The organism is Geobacillus sp. FSL K6-0789 (assembly GCF_038593135.1).
Taxonomy (GTDB): Bacteria; Bacillota; Bacilli; order Bacillales; family Anoxybacillaceae; genus Geobacillus; species Geobacillus stearothermophilus.
In genome coordinates this window covers 2,185,543-2,202,037 of record NZ_CP151966.1, presented here as the reverse complement: position 1 = coordinate 2,202,037, position 16,495 = coordinate 2,185,543, and the positions used below count along the sequence as shown (strand labels likewise).

General features: G+C 53.9%; 18 protein-coding genes. 17 read left to right on the top strand and 1 reads right to left on the bottom strand.

Features of this window, described 5'->3' with window-relative positions; translation table 11 throughout:
• Positions 1-237 precede the first annotated feature (237 nt).
• The 8 genes from mltG to NSQ51_RS11665 all read left to right on the top strand — a co-directional run bounded on the left by mltG (position 238) and on the right by NSQ51_RS11665 (position 8,161).
• The gene (mltG, locus tag NSQ51_RS11700) at positions 238-1,329 is read left to right on the top strand and encodes an endolytic transglycosylase MltG (RefSeq protein WP_033014755.1); all 1,092 of its coding nucleotides are present in this window, start codon (positions 238-240) and stop codon (positions 1,327-1,329) included.
• 178 nt (positions 1,330-1,507) lie between these two features.
• Entirely contained in the window at positions 1,508-2,161 is a 654-nt protein-coding gene (locus NSQ51_RS11695; protein ID WP_033014754.1) for an O-methyltransferase, read from the top strand.
• Positions 2,158-3,087, top strand: coding sequence for a peptidase U32 family protein (locus NSQ51_RS11690; protein ID WP_033011940.1), 930 nt, complete (start codon positions 2,158-2,160; stop codon positions 3,085-3,087). The genes NSQ51_RS11695 and NSQ51_RS11690 overlap by 4 nt, the downstream gene beginning before the upstream one ends.
• A gap of 17 nt (positions 3,088-3,104) precedes the next feature.
• Positions 3,105-4,373, top strand: a complete 1,269-nt coding sequence (locus NSQ51_RS11685; protein WP_049624292.1) for a U32 family peptidase — start codon at positions 3,105-3,107, stop codon at positions 4,371-4,373.
• 1 nt (position 4,374) lies between these two features.
• Positions 4,375-5,010: a uridine kinase gene (udk, locus tag NSQ51_RS11680; RefSeq protein ID WP_033014751.1), complete on the top strand. Its 636-nt coding sequence runs from the start codon at positions 4,375-4,377 to the stop codon at positions 5,008-5,010.
• Between the two features lie 107 nt (positions 5,011-5,117).
• Entirely contained in the window at positions 5,118-5,594 is a 477-nt protein-coding gene (greA, locus tag NSQ51_RS11675; protein ID WP_011232025.1) for a transcription elongation factor GreA, read from the top strand.
• Between the two features lie 114 nt (positions 5,595-5,708).
• Positions 5,709-7,481: a penicillin-binding protein 2 gene (locus tag NSQ51_RS11670; RefSeq protein ID WP_033014750.1), complete on the top strand. Its 1,773-nt coding sequence runs from the start codon at positions 5,709-5,711 to the stop codon at positions 7,479-7,481.
• A gap of 50 nt (positions 7,482-7,531) precedes the next feature.
• A complete protein-coding gene (locus tag NSQ51_RS11665; protein ID WP_033011947.1) occupies positions 7,532-8,161 on the top strand; it encodes a YrrS family protein in 630 nt (209 codons plus the stop codon).
• Positions 8,162-8,205: 44 nt separating this feature from the next.
• On the opposite strand, the gene NSQ51_RS11660 is transcribed toward NSQ51_RS11665, so the two are convergent.
• Positions 8,206-8,415, bottom strand: a complete 210-nt coding sequence (locus NSQ51_RS11660; RefSeq protein ID WP_063165193.1) for a YrzA family protein — start codon at positions 8,413-8,415, stop codon at positions 8,206-8,208.
• Positions 8,416-8,617: 202 nt separating this feature from the next.
• Here NSQ51_RS11660 and NSQ51_RS11655 point away from each other — a divergent pair, with 202 nt between their 5' ends.
• The 9 genes from NSQ51_RS11655 to ytvI all read left to right on the top strand — a co-directional run bounded on the left by NSQ51_RS11655 (position 8,618) and on the right by ytvI (position 16,451).
• The gene (locus NSQ51_RS11655) at positions 8,618-9,265 is read left to right on the top strand and encodes a class I SAM-dependent methyltransferase (RefSeq protein WP_121649968.1); all 648 of its coding nucleotides are present in this window, start codon (positions 8,618-8,620) and stop codon (positions 9,263-9,265) included.
• Positions 9,266-9,279: 14 nt separating this feature from the next.
• Positions 9,280-9,984 carry a 5'-methylthioadenosine/S-adenosylhomocysteine nucleosidase gene (gene mtnN, locus NSQ51_RS11650; RefSeq protein ID WP_061580799.1) on the top strand — a complete coding sequence of 235 codons (705 nt, stop codon included), beginning with the start codon at positions 9,280-9,282 and terminating at the stop codon, positions 9,982-9,984.
• 57 nt (positions 9,985-10,041) lie between these two features.
• Positions 10,042-10,965, top strand: a complete 924-nt coding sequence (locus NSQ51_RS11645) for a cysteine synthase family protein (RefSeq protein ID WP_121649969.1) — start codon at positions 10,042-10,044, stop codon at positions 10,963-10,965.
• A gap of 1 nt (position 10,966) precedes the next feature.
• Positions 10,967-12,100 (top strand): bifunctional cystathionine gamma-lyase/homocysteine desulfhydrase, encoded by a 1,134-nt coding sequence (locus NSQ51_RS11640; RefSeq protein WP_033011952.1) that lies wholly within the window; start codon positions 10,967-10,969, stop codon positions 12,098-12,100.
• A 62-nt stretch (positions 12,101-12,162) separates the two neighbouring features.
• Positions 12,163-12,408: a YrhC family protein gene (locus NSQ51_RS11635; protein ID WP_033014744.1), complete on the top strand. Its 246-nt coding sequence runs from the start codon at positions 12,163-12,165 to the stop codon at positions 12,406-12,408.
• 321 nt (positions 12,409-12,729) lie between these two features.
• On the top strand, positions 12,730-12,885 hold the full coding sequence (locus NSQ51_RS11630; RefSeq protein ID WP_155266787.1) for a hypothetical protein: 156 nt from the start codon (positions 12,730-12,732) through the stop codon (positions 12,883-12,885).
• Positions 12,886-13,102: 217 nt separating this feature from the next.
• Complete coding sequence (gene sigK, locus NSQ51_RS11625; RefSeq protein WP_033014743.1) at positions 13,103-13,810, top strand: RNA polymerase sporulation sigma factor SigK; 708 nt, start codon at positions 13,103-13,105, stop codon at positions 13,808-13,810.
• A 213-nt stretch (positions 13,811-14,023) separates the two neighbouring features.
• Positions 14,024-15,292, top strand: a complete 1,269-nt coding sequence (locus tag NSQ51_RS11620; RefSeq protein ID WP_049626615.1) for a cation:dicarboxylase symporter family transporter — start codon at positions 14,024-14,026, stop codon at positions 15,290-15,292.
• Positions 15,293-15,425: 133 nt separating this feature from the next.
• A complete protein-coding gene (gene ytvI / locus NSQ51_RS11615) occupies positions 15,426-16,451 on the top strand; it encodes a sporulation integral membrane protein YtvI (protein ID WP_033014742.1) in 1,026 nt (341 codons plus the stop codon).
• Positions 16,452-16,495 lie beyond the last annotated feature (44 nt).

The following is a 16,495-nucleotide window of genomic DNA, read 5'->3' as shown; positions in this document are numbered from 1 at the left end:
GAGACATGGGAGGGTTCGTCCTCATCAGCGACGCGGAGATCCAAAGGGTGCATCGAATACGCTTCTCCCCACGGAAGGAAAATATACCCATCCGTGGCCGCGAAGCGCACCCTAGGTCTGTAAGATATCCACAAAACTGAAAAAGGATGTAAGGGATTTTGTCGAAAAATATTTTTTGGACACCCCTGAGGGGCCGAAAAGCCTTGATAAATCAACATTTCTAGAGGGAGGCTGGAAATGAACCAGAATGGTTTCAAGGCGCCCAAGGCGCGGCTTGGACGGAAAACCGTCTTGATCGTCTGCGCCGCCCTGGTGGCTGCAATCGTCATCGCCGGCGCCGGCAGTTTTTTCTACATCCGTTCGGCGTTCCAGCCGGTTGCTCCGAACGACCGCACTCCTGTCCATGTGTCGATTCCGGTCGGCTCATCGGCGGCGGATATTGCCGAACAGCTTGAACGAAAGCGGCTCATTAAAAGCGCGGCCGTCTTTCGCTTCTATGTTCGCTGGAAAAACGAGTCAGGCTTTCAAACGGGGGAGTATGAGCTGACGCGGGCGATGCCGATGGCGCGCATCATCGAGCTATTGCAAACCGGCCGGTCGCTAAAAATCGGATTGAAGCTCACCATTCCAGAAGGATCGCAGCTTGTGCAAATCGCTGCCATCATCGCCGCCAAAACCGGGTACAAGCAGGAAGACGTGATGAAGCTGTTGAACGATCGCGCGTATATTGAACAGCTTCGCCGCACGTACCCTGAGTTGTTGACAGCGGACATTTTTCAGCGCGGCATTCGTTATCCGCTTGAAGGCTACCTGTTTCCGGCCACTTACGTGTTTGCCGACCAAAAGCCGCCGCTTCCGGAGATCATTGAGGCGATGGTCGCGAAAACGGCGGAGGTGCTCGGTCAATACAAAGAGACGATGAAAGAAAAACAATTGTCGCCGCATCGATTGTTGACCATGTCGTCGTTAATCGAAGAAGAGGCGACCGAGAAAGCCGACCGCGAAAAAATCGCCAGCGTCTTTTACAACCGGCTGCGCATCGGCATGCCGCTGCAAACCGATCCGACCGTCCTGTACGCGCTCGGCAAACATAAAGATCGGGTGCTGTATAAAGACTTGCAAGTTGATTCGCCGTATAATACCTACATTCATCAAGGGCTGCCGCCCGGTCCGATCGCCAACGCCGGCGAGATGTCGATCGAAGCGGCGCTTCAGCCGGCTGCGACCGACTATTTATACTTTCTGGCCACTCCGGCGGGCGACGTCATTTTCACGAAAACGCTCGCCGAGCATAACCGCGAAAAAGCGAAATACATTGGGAAACAATAGCGCAAACTGGAAGTTGCTTGCTCAATGGGCAAAACGGCTTCGCTTTTTTGCCCGTTTATGATACTATAATAAAGTTGAACAGCGCCCCCGCCTGAATCGGGCGGCGGCCAACGATAAGAGTCGGTTGGCGGCTCTTATTTTTCATGCTGATGACATGATCGACGGAGGAGGAGTCCTCTTGCTTTCAGAACATATCGTCCGTTATTTGCGGCAGTTGCGCCCGGCGCCGGATGCAGAAATCGCGGAAATGGAGCGGTACGCCCGCGAACAGCGCGTGCCGATCATCGATCCGGTGAGCATGGAGGTGCTGCTGTTTGTGTTGAACTTGGCTGCGCCGCGCCGTATTTTGGAAATCGGCACCGCGATCGGCTATTCGGCGATCCGGATGGCGAAGGCGCTGCCGGATGTGCGCATTGTGACGATTGAAAAAGACCGGGAGCGGTACGAGCGCGCCCGTTTTTATATCGAGAAAATGAACATAGCCGGACGGATTGAGGTGATTTTGGGAGATGCGCTTGACGCTGTGGCGGATGCGGCAGCGGCGGCGCCGTTTGATGTGCTGTTTATCGACGCGGCCAAAGGGCAATATGAGCGCTTTTTTACGCTGTATGAGCCGCTTCTGGCCGAGGGCGGCCTTGTCATTAGCGACAACGTGCTGTTTAAAGGGCTTGTCGCGGCTGAAGAGCCTGCGGGCAATAAGCGGCTGTGGAACATCGCGCAAAAAATCCGACGCTACAATGAATGGCTGATGGCCCGGAGCGATTACGACACGGTCATCATTCCCGTTGGCGACGGGCTGGCTATATCGAAAAAACGAGGTGAACGAGAATGAAAAAACCGGAATTGCTCGTCACGCCGACGAGCGTTTCCCATATTGAGGAATTGGCTGAAGCGGGAGCGGACGCTGTAATGATCGGCGAACAGCGCTATGGCTTGCGGCTTGCCGGCGAATTTTCCCGCGCCGACGTTGCTGCGGCCATCGAAGCGGCTCACCGGCACGGCATGAACGTGTATGTGGCGATGAACGCCATTTTTCATAATGACAAAGTCGATGAACTGGGCGATTATATCGCTTTTGTCGCCGCCGCCGGCGCTGACGCCATCGTGTTTGGCGACCCGGCCGTGCTGTTGACGGTTCGCGAGGCCGCCCCTCATATGAAGCTCCACTGGAGCACGGAAACGACGGCGACGAACTGGTATACGTGCAACTATTGGGGGCGAAAAGGAGCGAAGCGCGCTGTCTTGGCCCGCGAGTTGAACATGGACGCCATTTTGGAAATCAAAGCCCATGCCGAAGTGGAAATCGAAGTGCAAGTGCATGGGGCGACGTGCATGTACCAATCGAAGCGTTCGCTCATCGGCAACTACTTCGAGTATCAAGGAAAAGTGATGGAAATTGAACGAAAAAAATATGAAAAAGGGATGTTTTTATACGACAAGGAGCGCGACAACAAATATCCGATTTTTGAAGATGAAAACGGCACGCATATTATGAGCCCAAACGATGTTTGCATCATCGACGAGCTTGGCGACATGATCGAAGCCGGCATTGACAGTTTCAAAATCGATGGCATTTTGCATGAGCCTCGCTACATTACGGAAGTGACAAAGCTGTACCGCCGCGCCATTGATATGTGCGCCAAAGACCGCGAGCAGTATGAGCGGGAAAAAGAGGAGCTGCTTGCCGCTGTTGAGGCGCTCCAACCGCCGCACCGCCGATTGGACACCGGATTTTTCTTCAAAGAGACGATTTATTGACAAAGGAGGGAGAACGAATGCTGCTGAAAAACGACCGCATTTCCGAAATCGTTGACGGCAAGCGCGTCATTGTGAAAAAACCGGAATTGCTTGCGCCGGCCGGCAACCTGGAAAAGCTGAAAATTGCCGTCCATTACGGGGCGGATGCCGTCTTTATCGGCGGCCAAGAGTACAGCCTGCGCGCCAACGCCGACAACTTCACGATTGACGAAATTCGCGAAGGAGTTGAATTTGCCAACCGATACGGAGCAAAAGTATACGTCACGGCCAACATTTATGCGCATAATGAAAACATTCCCGGCCTTGACGACTATTTGCGGGCGCTCGAAGATGCCGGCGTCCATGGCATTATCGTCGCCGACCCGCTCATTATTGAGACGGCGCGCCGGGTGGCGCCGAAGCTTGAAGTGCATTTAAGCACCCAGCAATCGCTTTCGAACTGGAAAGCGGTCCAGTTTTGGAAAGAGGAAGGGCTCGATCGGGTCGTGCTCGCCCGCGAGGTAAGCGCCGAGGAAATTCGGCAAATCAAAGAAAAAGTCGATATCGAAATCGAGGCGTTCATCCACGGAGCGATGTGTTCCGCCTACTCGGGCCGCTGCGTGTTGAGCAACCATATGACGGCGCGCGACTCGAACCGCGGCGGGTGCTGCCAGTCGTGCCGCTGGGACTATGACTTGTACCAGCTGGCTGACGGCCGGGAAATCCCGCTGTTTGCTGAGGGCGATGCTCCGTTTGCCATGAGCGCGAAAGATTTAAACCTCATCCGCGCCATTCCGGCGATGATTGAGCTTGGCGTTGACAGCTTGAAAATTGAAGGGCGGATGAAGTCGATCCATTATGTGGCGACGGTTGTGAGCGTCTACCGGAAAGTGATTGACGCCTACTGTGCCGACCCGGATCATTTCACGATCCGCGAAGAGTGGGTGCGGGAGCTTGACAAGTGCGCCAACCGCGAAACAGCGCCGTCGTTTTTTGACGGGTTTCCGGATTATACGAACCATATGTACGGCACGCACAGCCGGAAGACGACACATGAGTTTGCCGGCCTTGTGCTTGGCTACGATCCGGAGACCGGCATCGCCACCATCCAGCAGCGCAACCATTTTAAACCGGGTGATGAGGTCGAATTTTTCGGCCCGGAAATCGAAAACTTTACCCAAGTGATCGATACTATTTGGGATGAAGATGGCAACAAGCTCGATGCGGCCCGCCACCCGCTGCAAATCGTCAAAGTGCGAGTCAAACGCCCTCTCTTCCCGTACAACATGATGAGAAAGGAGAATTGAGATGGCGGACAAGCCCGTTGTTATCGGCGTCGCCGGCGGTTCCGGCTCGGGAAAGACGAGCGTCGCCCGCGCAATTTATGACCATTTCGGCGATCACTCGATTCTTGTGCTCGAGCAAGATTTTTATTACAAGGACCAAAGCCATCTCCCGTTTGAAGAGCGGCTGAAGACGAACTACGACCATCCGTTGGCGTTTGACAACGACTTGTTGATCGAGCACGTTCATCGGCTGCTTCGCTACGAGCCGATCGACAAGCCGGTGTATGACTATAAGCTGCATACCCGTTCGAACGAAGTCGTCCGCGTCGAGCCGAAGGATGTCATTATTTTGGAAGGCATTCTCGTTTTGGAGGATGAGCGGCTCCGCAATTTGATGGACATCAAAGTGTACGTCGACACCGACCCGGACATTCGCATCATCCGCCGCCTCATCCGCGATATGAAAGAGCGCGGCCGCACGTTTGATTCGGTCATTGAGCAGTATTTGTCCGTCGTGCGGCCGATGCACAACCAGTTTGTCGAACCGACGAAACGCTACGCGGACGTGATCATTCCAGAAGGCGGGCAAAACGCAGTCGCCATCGATTTAATGGTGGCAAAAATTCGCACAGTTCTTGAACAAAAAGCGTTTTTATAATAACATAACAGAGACAAAACAATATATTATATACCAAGTAAGCGTACGAACAGTTGTTTTTCTGTTCGTACGTTTTACATAATGCAAAACATAGAGGAGTGAGACAAATGGCGAATGAAAAGCAGTATCCAATGACGAAAGAGGGAAAAGAGAAACTGGAACAAGAGCTTGAGTACTTAAAAACGGTCAAGCGGAAAGAAGTCGTTGAACGAATCAAAATCGCCCGCGGGTTCGGGGATCTGTCGGAAAACTCGGAATATGACGCCGCGAAAGACGAGCAAGCGTTTGTGGAATCGCGCATTCAAATGCTTGAAAATATGATCCGCAACGCCGTCATCATTGAAGAAGACAAAGAAAACCCGGATGTCGTCTCGCTTGGCAAGTCGGTGACGTTCATCGAGCTTCCGGACGGCGAAGAAGAGACGTACACGATCGTCGGCAGCGCCGAGGCCGACCCGTTCGAAGGGAAAATTTCCAACGACTCGCCGATTGCCAAATCGCTTCTCGGCCGCCGCGTCGGCGATGAGGTGACGGTGCAAACGCCGGGCGGAGAAATGCTGGTCAAAATCGTGGCGGTCAAATAAACAGGCGGACCGCCGCGTCCGGGCCGCTCCGAATGAAGGTTGCAGCAAATCGCCGCCGACGGCACGTTTGAAAGGAAAGCACCTCGTCGAAACTGATGATGAGGTGTTTTCATTATGTGGAAAAAACGGACAATCGTCACCATCGCGCTCATCCAGGCTGCCTTGCTGCTGCTGATCGGCCGGTTAGCGCAAATCCAGCTCATTGATTCGGAATCGTTTGCCGGCCGCAATTTAATCGCGGAAAGCGTCGCCCAGCGTACGCAGGAGCTGACAATTGACGACGGGCGCGGCTCGTTCGTCGATCGGAATGGCCGCCCGCTGACAAAGCGGTACGTGCCGTCGCTTGTGCTGTTTCCGTTTTTGGCGACGATGAAATGGCCGATTGAGCAAGTCGCCCGCATCGCCGGCGTTACGGTGGAAGACATCCGCCGCCAGCTTGAGGAGGCAAACGGCCCGTTCATCCTGCAGCAAGACGGCGAGCCGCTCGCCTTAAGCGCCAGCCAAATGAAGCAAATTAACGACTTGCGCATCCCCGGGGTTTTTGCCGTCAAGAAACAATATCCGCTTGAGACGGTGTATGCGCCGCATTTGCTTGGCTTTACCCGGAAGGATGAGAAGCTTCTGCGCATGCGCTATCCGAAGCGTTCGCTCCCGCCGCAGGCTGAAGTTGGCATTCAAGGGCTTGAGAAGGCGTTCGACGAGTTTTTGCTCACAGATGGCGAAACGAAGCTGTTGTACCACGTTGACGCTGAAGGAAGGCCGCTGTTTGGGCTTGATGTGAAATACAGCGACCCGGGCAATCCGTTTTACCCGGCGACTGTCCAAACGACGCTCGATCGTGATATCCAGCAAGAAATGGAGCAAATCGTGGACCGGTACGGGTTGAAAAAAGGCGGGCTCGTCCTGCTCGATGTGGACGACAGCAGCGTGCTCGCCATGGTAAGCCGCCCCAATATGAATCCACGCGACCCGTATAAAAACAGCGGGGCGGAAAATCAAATGGTGCTGCCGCAAATTCCCGGCTCCGTCTTTAAAACGGTTGTCGCCGCCGCGGCGCTTGAGGAAGGGCTGGCTTCGCCTGCTGCGATGTTTGATTGCAGCAAAAAAATTGACAGCACGACGCTGGATGAGGAGCACGACTACGGCATGCTCAACTTGGCCGACAGCTTTGCCGTCAGCTGCAACAACGCGTTTGCCGCGCTCGGCAAACAGCTCGTTCGCCATGACCCGGATGCATTGGAAACGTATGCGGAAAAGCTCGGGTTGTATCCGACAGCCGGCTGGGAAGGAGCCGTGTACCATGAGGAACATTTCCGTCAATTTCCAGAAGAGCAGAAAGGAACGATTTGGCACGACAAGCGCGATAAGCGGGTGCCGCTTGCCGTGGCGCAAACGGCCATTGGGCAAAAAGATGTGCGCGTCTCCCCGCTTGGCGTCGCCAACATGATGGCGACGATCGCCCGCGGCGGCGAGGCCTTGAAGGTGCGGGTCGTGGACAAAGTGCTGTATAAAAACGGGACGACGTTGTTTTCGTTTTCACCCGAGCCGGCGACGGACAAGGAGCCGCTTGCGCCGCAAACGGCAAGGCAGCTCCAGCAGCTGCTGCGCGGCGTCGTCATCAATGAAGACGGCACCGGCCGCCGCTTTCGCTCGCTTCCGTACGAAGTGGCCGGCAAATCCGGGACGGCGGAGACAGGAAAAACGAAGGGCGGCAGCGAATTAATCAATAAATGGTTTGCCGGCTATTTCCCAGCTGACCGCCCGAAATACGCCCTCGCCGTCGTCGAGCTCGACTGCCCGAGCGGACAGGCGGCCACGAATGATGTGTTTGCCGCGGCGGTTGAGGCGCTTTATGCGTATGACCGAAACAAAAACGACCAGGAGTGACGAATCGATATAATGAATTCGTTGCGGCCACATAAAGGAGGGGGAGGCCGATGCAACAAACCGGAACACGTTTTGCCACCCGCGCCAAGCGGCGGAAAATCAACCGCTGGCTCAATGGAGCAATCGCCGTTGTGGTGTTGCTCATTCTCATTGTCGGTTGGAACATATTGTTCGGCGGCGAGCCGAGCCATAAAGCGGCGGATGCTGAGGCGAAGCCGGCTGCGGGGGCGGATGGGGCGAAGCGGGTCGAAATCGAAACGGGAGAACCGACCGCGCCGTCTGAAACGGAGGAAGCTGCTTCCGGGGACGAGTCCGAACCGGCTGAAGAGGAAGCCGAACAAGACGTGACGGCAACGCCGGGGCCGCCGGGGTCGAATATTGAAAAAGAAATCGTCAACCCGGCATGGCAGCCGGTCGGCACGACGCAATCAGAGCCGCATGAAACGGTGTTTAAAAAAGATTCGGTGGACTGGAAGGAAATGCTCGATGCGGTCAGCTATGCGACCGGCATCGCGCCGGACGATATGATCGTTTGGTTCATCGGCAACAATGGGCCGAACAAAGCGGTGGCGACGATTTCAACGAGAGACCAGACCGCCCATTACCGAGTGTATATTGAATGGGTGACGAATGAAGGATGGAAGCCGACGAAAGTGCAAAAGCTGCGGGAAAAACCGTAGCGATTTTTGAAGGGGAACAGGTGCCCGCTTAGAAGGGACGCCTGTCATTTTTTTGCCTTAAAGTGGACGACGGCACTGTAAAACCGCTTCCCGTTTTCCATGACATGCATTTGGTGCGACACATGATGGACGGAAAGCAGCAGCGCTTTGTTATGCTCGATTTGCTCGTTGATTTTTTTTTCAAGCGTTCGCAAGTCGTCAGCTTCAAAAAACTCCACTTTGTCTTCAATCAAATCAAGGGAAATGTTCACCATGTCTTTGCCTCCTTTCATCGACAGTGTAGCAAATTTTCCCGCTTCCATCCACCCGCGCAATAGAAGCGGCGATGGGGAACAATACAAATGACAGCGAGCACGATCATTGAACGGCGGAAGAAGTTATGGTACAGTGGGAGCAGGTTATCATCTAAAGAATACTATGTTTATAGGAATTATAAACTTTATGGAGTGAGGCCATATGGGCAGGGAATTTCTTGGTTTGTTCGAGCAATGGGCGGAGTCATACGATCGATCAGTCGAAGGGGGAGATGAGCAATACCGCGATGTGTTTGCCGGTTATGATTGCATTTTAAACACTGTCGCTGATAAAGCCGGCCGTGTTGTGCTTGAATTTGGCGTCGGCACCGGCAATTTGACGAAAAAGCTGCTGGAGCGCGGCAAAACGGTATACGGCATCGAGCCGTCGGCGCCGATGAGAAAAAAAGCGGCGGAAAAGCTCGGCGGCCGGGCGGTCATTATGGACGGCGATTTTTTGCAATTTCCGGTTCCTCCTGAGCCAGTCGACACCATTGCCAGTACGTACGCGTTTCACCATTTGACGGATGAGGAAAAAGACGAGGCGCTCGGCAAATATAGCCAACTGCTCCAAACTGGTGGTAAAATAGTGTTTGCCGATACGGCGTTTCGCGACAAAAAGGCGTTCCGCCAAGCTGTCGAAGCCGCACGGGAGCGCGGCTTCCACGATTTGGCTGACGATCTTGAGCGCGAATATTACACGACGCTTGACGTATTGGCTTCGCTGTTTGCCAGCCATGGCTTTTCCGTCTCCTTTGCACAGCAAAACGCGTTCGTCTGGGTGATGGAGGCGGTGAAACAACCGACATAGAAAGAGGGAGAACGATGAAGGCAGCCATCATTGGAGCAATGGAAGAAGAAGTGGCCATTTTGCGCGCACGCATGGAAGGGCGCGAGGAAACGGTGATCGCCGGATGCGAGTTTTCCACCGGCCGCCTTGACGGTGCCGAGGTGGTGCTGCTCAAGTCCGGCATCGGCAAGGTGAATGCGGCGATGGGAACGACGCTTTTGCTTGACCGATTCCGCCCTGATTTCGTCATCAACACCGGCTCGGCCGGCGGATTTTTGCCGTCGTTGCGCGTCGGCGATCTCGTCATTTCCGATGAGGTCGTCCACCATGACGTTGATGTGACGGCGTTTGGCTACGCCTACGGGCAAGTGCCCGGCTTGCCGGCGCGCTACCGGGCCGATGGAGCGCTTGTTGAGGCGGCGAAGCAGGCAGCAGCGCGGCTTGACGGTTTGCAGGCGGCGGTCGGTTTGATCGCGACTGGCGATTCGTTTATGAACGATCCGGAACGCGTCAAATTTGTGCGCAGCCAGTTTCCGGAGCTGTGCGCCGTCGAAATGGAGGCAGCCGCCATCGCCCAAGTGTGCGTGCAGTTTGGGACGCCGTTTGTGGTGATTCGGGCGCTGTCCGATATTGCCGGTCAAGAGTCGGATGTGTCGTTTGAACAGTTTTTGGAGACGGCGGCGAAACACTCTGCACAACTGGTGTTGGCTGTGTTGTCCGCTATGCAGAAGCGAAAATAAACGCCAAAACGCCGCCGTCCCGCCGCCAAATGAGCGTGAGGAATGGAGTGACCAACGATGCGGGTAGCAAAAAGCATTCATGAATTAATCGGCCATACGCCGGTCATCGAGATTACACGCTTTCCGTTGCCGGAAGGCGTCCGTTTGTTTGCGAAGCTCGAGTATTTCAACCCAGGCGGAAGCATTAAAGACCGGCTCGGGCAAGAGCTGCTCGAGGAGGCGTTCGCGTCGGGAAAACTAAAAGAAGGGGGCACGATCATTGAGCCGACGGCCGGCAACACCGGCATCGGCTTGGCGCTGGCGGCGATCGGCAAGAACGTCAACGTCATTTTTTGCGTACCGGAAAAATTCAGCGTTGAAAAGCAGCAGCTGATGAAGGCGCTTGGGGCGCAAATTGTCCATACGCCGACCGAAGAGGGGATGGAGGGGGCGATTCGCAAAGCCGAAGAGCTCGCCCGCACGATTCCGGGCGCCTATTGCCCCCAGCAGTTCGAAAACCCGGCCAACCCAAGGACGTATTACAAAACGCTCGGGCCGGAGTTGTGGGACGACTTGGGCGGACAAATCGACGTTTTTGTTGCCGGCGCTGGTTCGGGCGGCACGTTCATGGGGACGGCGACGTTTTTAAAAGAAAAAAATCCGGCCATTAAAACGGTCATCGTTGAGCCGGAAGGATCCATTTTAGGCGGAGGCGAGCCGGGGCCGCACCGAACCGAAGGAATCGGCATGGAGTTTTTGCCGCCGTTTATGGATCCGGAGTATTTTGACGCTATTTACACGATTTTCGACGACGACGCTTTCCGCCGCGTCAGCGAGCTGGCAAGGCGGGAAGGGCTGCTTGTCGGCAGCTCGTCCGGCGCCGCGTTTCATGCCGCTTTGCTCGAGGCGGAACAAGCGAAGCCCGGGACGAACATCGTTGTCATTTTCCCCGACGGGAGCGAGCGATATTTAAGCAAAAACATTTACGAAGGTGGGCGATAAGATGAGACGAAAGACGATGCTCATCCATGGCGGCATCGCAGGCGACCCGTACACTGGGGCGGTGTCGGTCCCAATTTATCAAGTGAGCACGTACAAACAAGAGGAAGTCGGCAAACATAAAGGGTTTGAATACTCGCGCACCGGCAATCCGACGCGCGCGGCGCTCGAAAAGCTCATTGCCGACCTTGAAGGCGGCGAAGCCGGGTTTGCGTTTGCTTCCGGCATGGCCGCCATTACGGCTGTCATGATGCTGTTTCAAAACGGCGACCATATCGTGCTGACCGACGACGTCTATGGCGGCACGTACCGCGTCATGACGAACGTGCTGAACCGGTTCGGGCTTGAGGCGACGTTCGTCGACACGAGCGATGTCGCCAACATTGAAGCGCATATTCGCCCAAACACGAAGGCGATTTACGTTGAAACGCCGACGAATCCGCTTTTGAAAATCACTGACTTGCAAGCCGCCGCCGCCATTGCCCGTGCTCGCGGGCTGCTGTTGATCGTCGATAATACGTTTTCCACTCCGTACTTTCAAACACCGCTTGCGCTTGGCGCCGATATCGTCATCCACAGCGCGACGAAATATTTAGGCGGCCATAGCGACGTCGTCGCCGGGTTGGCGGTTGTCCGCACGCCGGAGCTTGCCGAACGGCTCCATTATGTGCAAAATTCAACCGGAGGCGTGCTCGGCCCGCAAGACTCGTGGCTGCTTATGCGCGGGATCAAAACGCTTGGCGTGCGGATGGAAGAGCATGAACGAAACGCGCGCGCCATTGCCGCCTTTTTGGCCGAGCATACGTCCGTTGCCCGCGTCTATTATCCAGGCCTTCCAAATCATCCGAACCATGAGCTGGCCAAACAACAAATGCGTGGATTCGGCGGCATGATTTCGTTTGATGTCGGCAGCTTGGAGCGCGCGGAGAACGTGCTGTCGCGCGTACGCTACTTTACGCTTGCCGAAAGCTTAGGGGCGGTCGAAAGTTTAATTTCGCTGCCGGGGAAAATGACGCACGCCTCGATTCCGAAAGAGCGGCGCGAACAGCTCGGTATTACAGACGGACTCATCCGCCTGTCCGTCGGGCTTGAGGATGTGAACGATTTGCTCGACGATTTGGCGCAGGCGCTTGGCTGAAATTGCCGCTCCTCCCTTCCGTTCATGTATGATACAGTGAAAGGGGAGAGGAGGGATCGGGCTTGAACGAGCAGCAACGAGACGAGCTGCGGGCGAAGGCGGGCGATTTCAAGATGTACAGCCTTGTCTTGTTCTCGCTCGGTGTGTTTTTCTATTTAGGGACGATCATCCCGGGAGCGCTTGAGGAAGCGAAAAAACCGTTCGCCTTGCTGGCGGTTGCCGGGTGTTTGGCGGCGGCGTTGTACTGCTCGCGCCGCGCTGCCCGTTATGTCTGTCAGCTTGAAGAAGAGAACCCATTTGAACCGTAAACCCGCCTTTTGCCGAAAGGTGGGTTTTTTCTCACGATCACGATTGAGCGGAGAAAGCCGCGGCAGGGGAACAGGGAAGAGAAGCGGTTCGCGCGTGCAGCCGAGGAGGAGCTTGTTGACCGCAAATGCTTTTTCCATCAACGATTGTTGTAAACATGTTCAGCAATGAAGGATGAAAGGGGAGACGATGTATGTCCATTGTACTCGTATGGCTGGTGACGTGGATAAAGCAAAGGGGAAACTCCACTTGACTCAGTCGAAAGTGCGATCGGTGCTCCGCGCACTGTTGTTGACCGTCGAATTTCATGAATTGTTCAAAATGTGGCAGAAGCGTTCCCCGTCTTCTTTGGTAAAATAAAAATAAACGAGAAGGTCAAGGAGGAAACGGGGATGTTCGCCATCGTCACGGCAGTTGTGATTACGGCGTCGATTGCGCTCGTCATCGCTGCGGAAGTGAGCGCCGAAGCAGGAGTGTAACAAGGCGGGCGCCTGTCTAGGATGGGAGGGGAACAGCAGGCGAGCTGCAACACAAGAAATGAGTGTGTTTGTTCACTGATACGGGTGGCACGTTTGCCCGCAGCCGGCCTCGTTAAGGGGGTCGGCTGAATTTTTTGTCCAGACACGGACAACAACGCCCCTGCATATACATAACGATAGGCGGTTTCCGCCGATGACAACAGGCGGGGGTGAGAGCATGTCTGGCATTTTTTCAGCATTTGCGTTTTTGTTGAAAGAATTGACGTTTCTCGTCTCGTACATTAAAAACAACGCGTTTCCCCAGCCGTTAAGCGCCAAAGAAGAGGAAAAATATTTGGAGTTAATGGCCAAAGGCGACGAGCAAGCCCGCAACCGGCTCATCGAACATAACTTGCGCCTTGTCGCCCATATTGTCAAAAAGTTCGAAAATACGGGAGAAGAAGTGGAAGATTTAATTTCGATCGGGACGATCGGCTTGATCAAGGCGATTGAAAGCTATTCGCCGGGGAAAGGGACGAAGTTGGCCACATATGCGGCCCGATGCATTGAAAACGAAATCTTGATGCATTTGCGTTCACTGAAAAAAACACGCAAGGACGTTTCTCTTCACGAGCCGATCGGCCAAGATAAGGAAGGAAATGAAATCAGCCTGCTCGATATTTTGAAATCCGAAGGGCAAGACATCGTCGACGAAATTCAGCTTAACATAGAGCTTGAGCAAGTGAAACGATACATCAGCGTGCTAGACGAGCGGGAAAAAGAAGTGATCGTCAAGCGGTTTGGCCTCGGCCGGCAACAGGAGAAAACGCAGCGTGAAATCGCCAAAGAGCTCGGCATCTCAAGAAGCTACGTCTCGCGCATCGAAAAACGGGCATTAATGAAAATGTTTCATGAGTTTTACCGGCAGGAAAAAGAAAAGCAGTGATCATGAAATTCGGGAATGAGGCAGGCACCTGACCGGCGGCCTGTTTTCTTTTGCCAACGATACAAGTATTTAAATTATTATAAAAAAACAAAATATATTGATAGTTCCTTGCGACAAAGCGGTTTCATTCAAAAGTATTGACAGATTTTATTTTTAACAGCAAAATAATTTTGTCGTTTTTTGTCTAAAATTGTCTAAAGGGGGCGAAGCATGATGAGAAAGATCGGGTTAGCATGGCAGATTTTGATCGGTCTTATTCTCGGGATTATCGTCGGAGTCGTTTTCTACGGAAACCCGAACGTGGCAACGTATTTGCAACCGATTGGGGACATTTTTCTCCGTCTCATTAAGATGATCGTGATTCCGATTGTCGTCTCGAGCTTAATTGTCGGCGTCGCCAATGTCGGCGATGTGAAAAAGCTCGGGAAGCTGGGCGGCAAAACAATCCTTTATTTCGAGATTATCACGACGATTGCGATTGTCGTTGGCCTCTTGGCAGCAAACGTGTTCCAACCAGGCGCCGGCGTCAATATAAAATCGCTTGAGAAAACCGATATTCAATCATACATTGATACGACGAATGAAGTGCAGCACCATTCGATGGTCGAGACATTCGTCAATATCGTGCCGAAAAATGTGTTTGAATCCCTCGCGACAGGAAACATGTTGCCGATCATTTTCTTCTCGGTCATGTTCGGATTGGGTGTAGCCGCGATCGGCGAAAAAGGAAAACCGGTGCTTCGCTTTTTCCAAGGAACGGCGGAAGCGATGTTTTACGTGACAAACCAAGTGATGAAGTTTGCGCCGTTCGGCGTCTTTGCCTTGATCGGGGTGACGGTGTCGAAATTTGGCGTCGCTTCACTTCTTCCGCTCAGCAAGCTTGTTGTGCTCGTTTACGCAGTGATGGCCTTTTTCGTGCTCGTTGTGCTCGGCGGCACCGCGAAATTGGTAGGTGTGAATATCTTTCATATTATTAAAATCTTAAAAAATGAGCTCGTGCTTGCCTATAGCACGTCGAGTTCGGAGACGGTGCTCCCGAAAATTATGGAAAAAATGGAGAGGTTCGGTTGTCCGAAGGCTATCACCTCGTTTGTCGTTCCGACCGGCTATTCGTTCAACTTGGATGGGTCGACGTTGTATCAGGCGCTGGCGGCTGTATTTATCGCCCAACTCTATGGCATTGACATGCCGCTGTCGCAACAAATTTCGCTCGTACTCGTCTTGATGGTGACGTCCAAAGGAATCGCCGGCGTCCCGGGCGTTTCGTTCGTCGTGTTGTTGGCGACGCTCGGCACAGTCGGCATTCCGGTCGAAGGATTGGCGTTTATCGCTGGCATTGACCGCATTTTGGATATGGCGCGCACCGTTGTGAATGTTATCGGCAACTCGCTGGCAGCGGTCGTCATTTCGAAATGGGAAGGGCAATATAACGAAGAACAAGGGAAACAATATATTGCCGAACTGCGCCAGCAAAGCGTCTGACCGGGAAAACAGCGGCTGATCGTTCAGCCGCTGTTTCGCTTTATGCGCAAAAACAGTTGCCGGCCCGCAGTGTGTTCGCTATATTTATAGTGGAACATCATTTTGACAAATCTTGATTAAATGAGGGACGCATGTGAAACGTTGGATCATCATTGCGCTTTTGTCGGCGATCTGTTTATGGCTGCTGCCGTACAGCGTGCCGCTCCTGCTGGCGCTTGCCACCGCCCTCTTGTTGGAGCCGCCTATCCGCCGCCTGCAAGACCAGTATCGGCTGAAGCGCGCGCACGCCGTAACGGCGATTTTTTCACTCTTTTTGGTAATCCTTGGGTTTTCGCTTTATTTTTTAGTTGTCATTTTGGTTCAGCAAGTGATGGCGCTCTCGCAAAACCTTCCGTACGTGCTGAGCGAGGCGACAAAAGTGTTTAACCGCCTCATCGAAACGTGGCGGTCGTATTCAAGTTCGATCCCCCAGGAAATCATTGATTCGCTCGAGCGCGGCGTGCGCACGGTGCAACAGATGCTGCTGTCGTTTGCGACGAATTTGACGCAGTCGCTCGTTCATTATATCACCGCCATCCCGGCGTTTTTCATTCACTTTTTAGTCTATTTGGTCGCATTGTTTCTCATTTCGCTCGACTTGCCGCGAATGAAACGGTCGATCAGCCGCTATTTGTCAGAGCGCACCCGCCAGCGGCTCGGGATGGTCATCGCCCAGCTGAGCAAGGCGGGGATCGGCTTTATTAAAGCGCAATTTTTGCTCAGCCTGGTGACGTTTTTTCTCGCGCTGGCCGGGTTGCTCGTGCTCGGCATTGATTACGCTGCCTTGATGGCGCTCGTCATCGTCATCGTCGACATTTTGCCGATTTTGGGGACCGGCTCAGTGCTTGTTCCGTGGGGCATCATCAGCATGGCGAACGGCGACAATACGCTTGGCGTCGGGCTGATTGTGCTGTTTATCGTCATCACTGTCGTGCGGCGGATCATCGAGCCGAAAGTGTTTTCCACCAATTTGGGCATTTCCCCGCTTGCGGCGCTCGTCAGCGTCTACCTCGGATTCCAGCTGCTTGGCTTTATCGGGCTGTTTGTCGGGCCGGTCGTTGTCATTTTGATCGAGGCGCTTGCCAAGGCCGGGGTAATTAAGTGGACGATCAAGCTGTGAACAGGTTGCCCGCCGTCGGCCTTTTCCTTTTTTATGAATTGGAA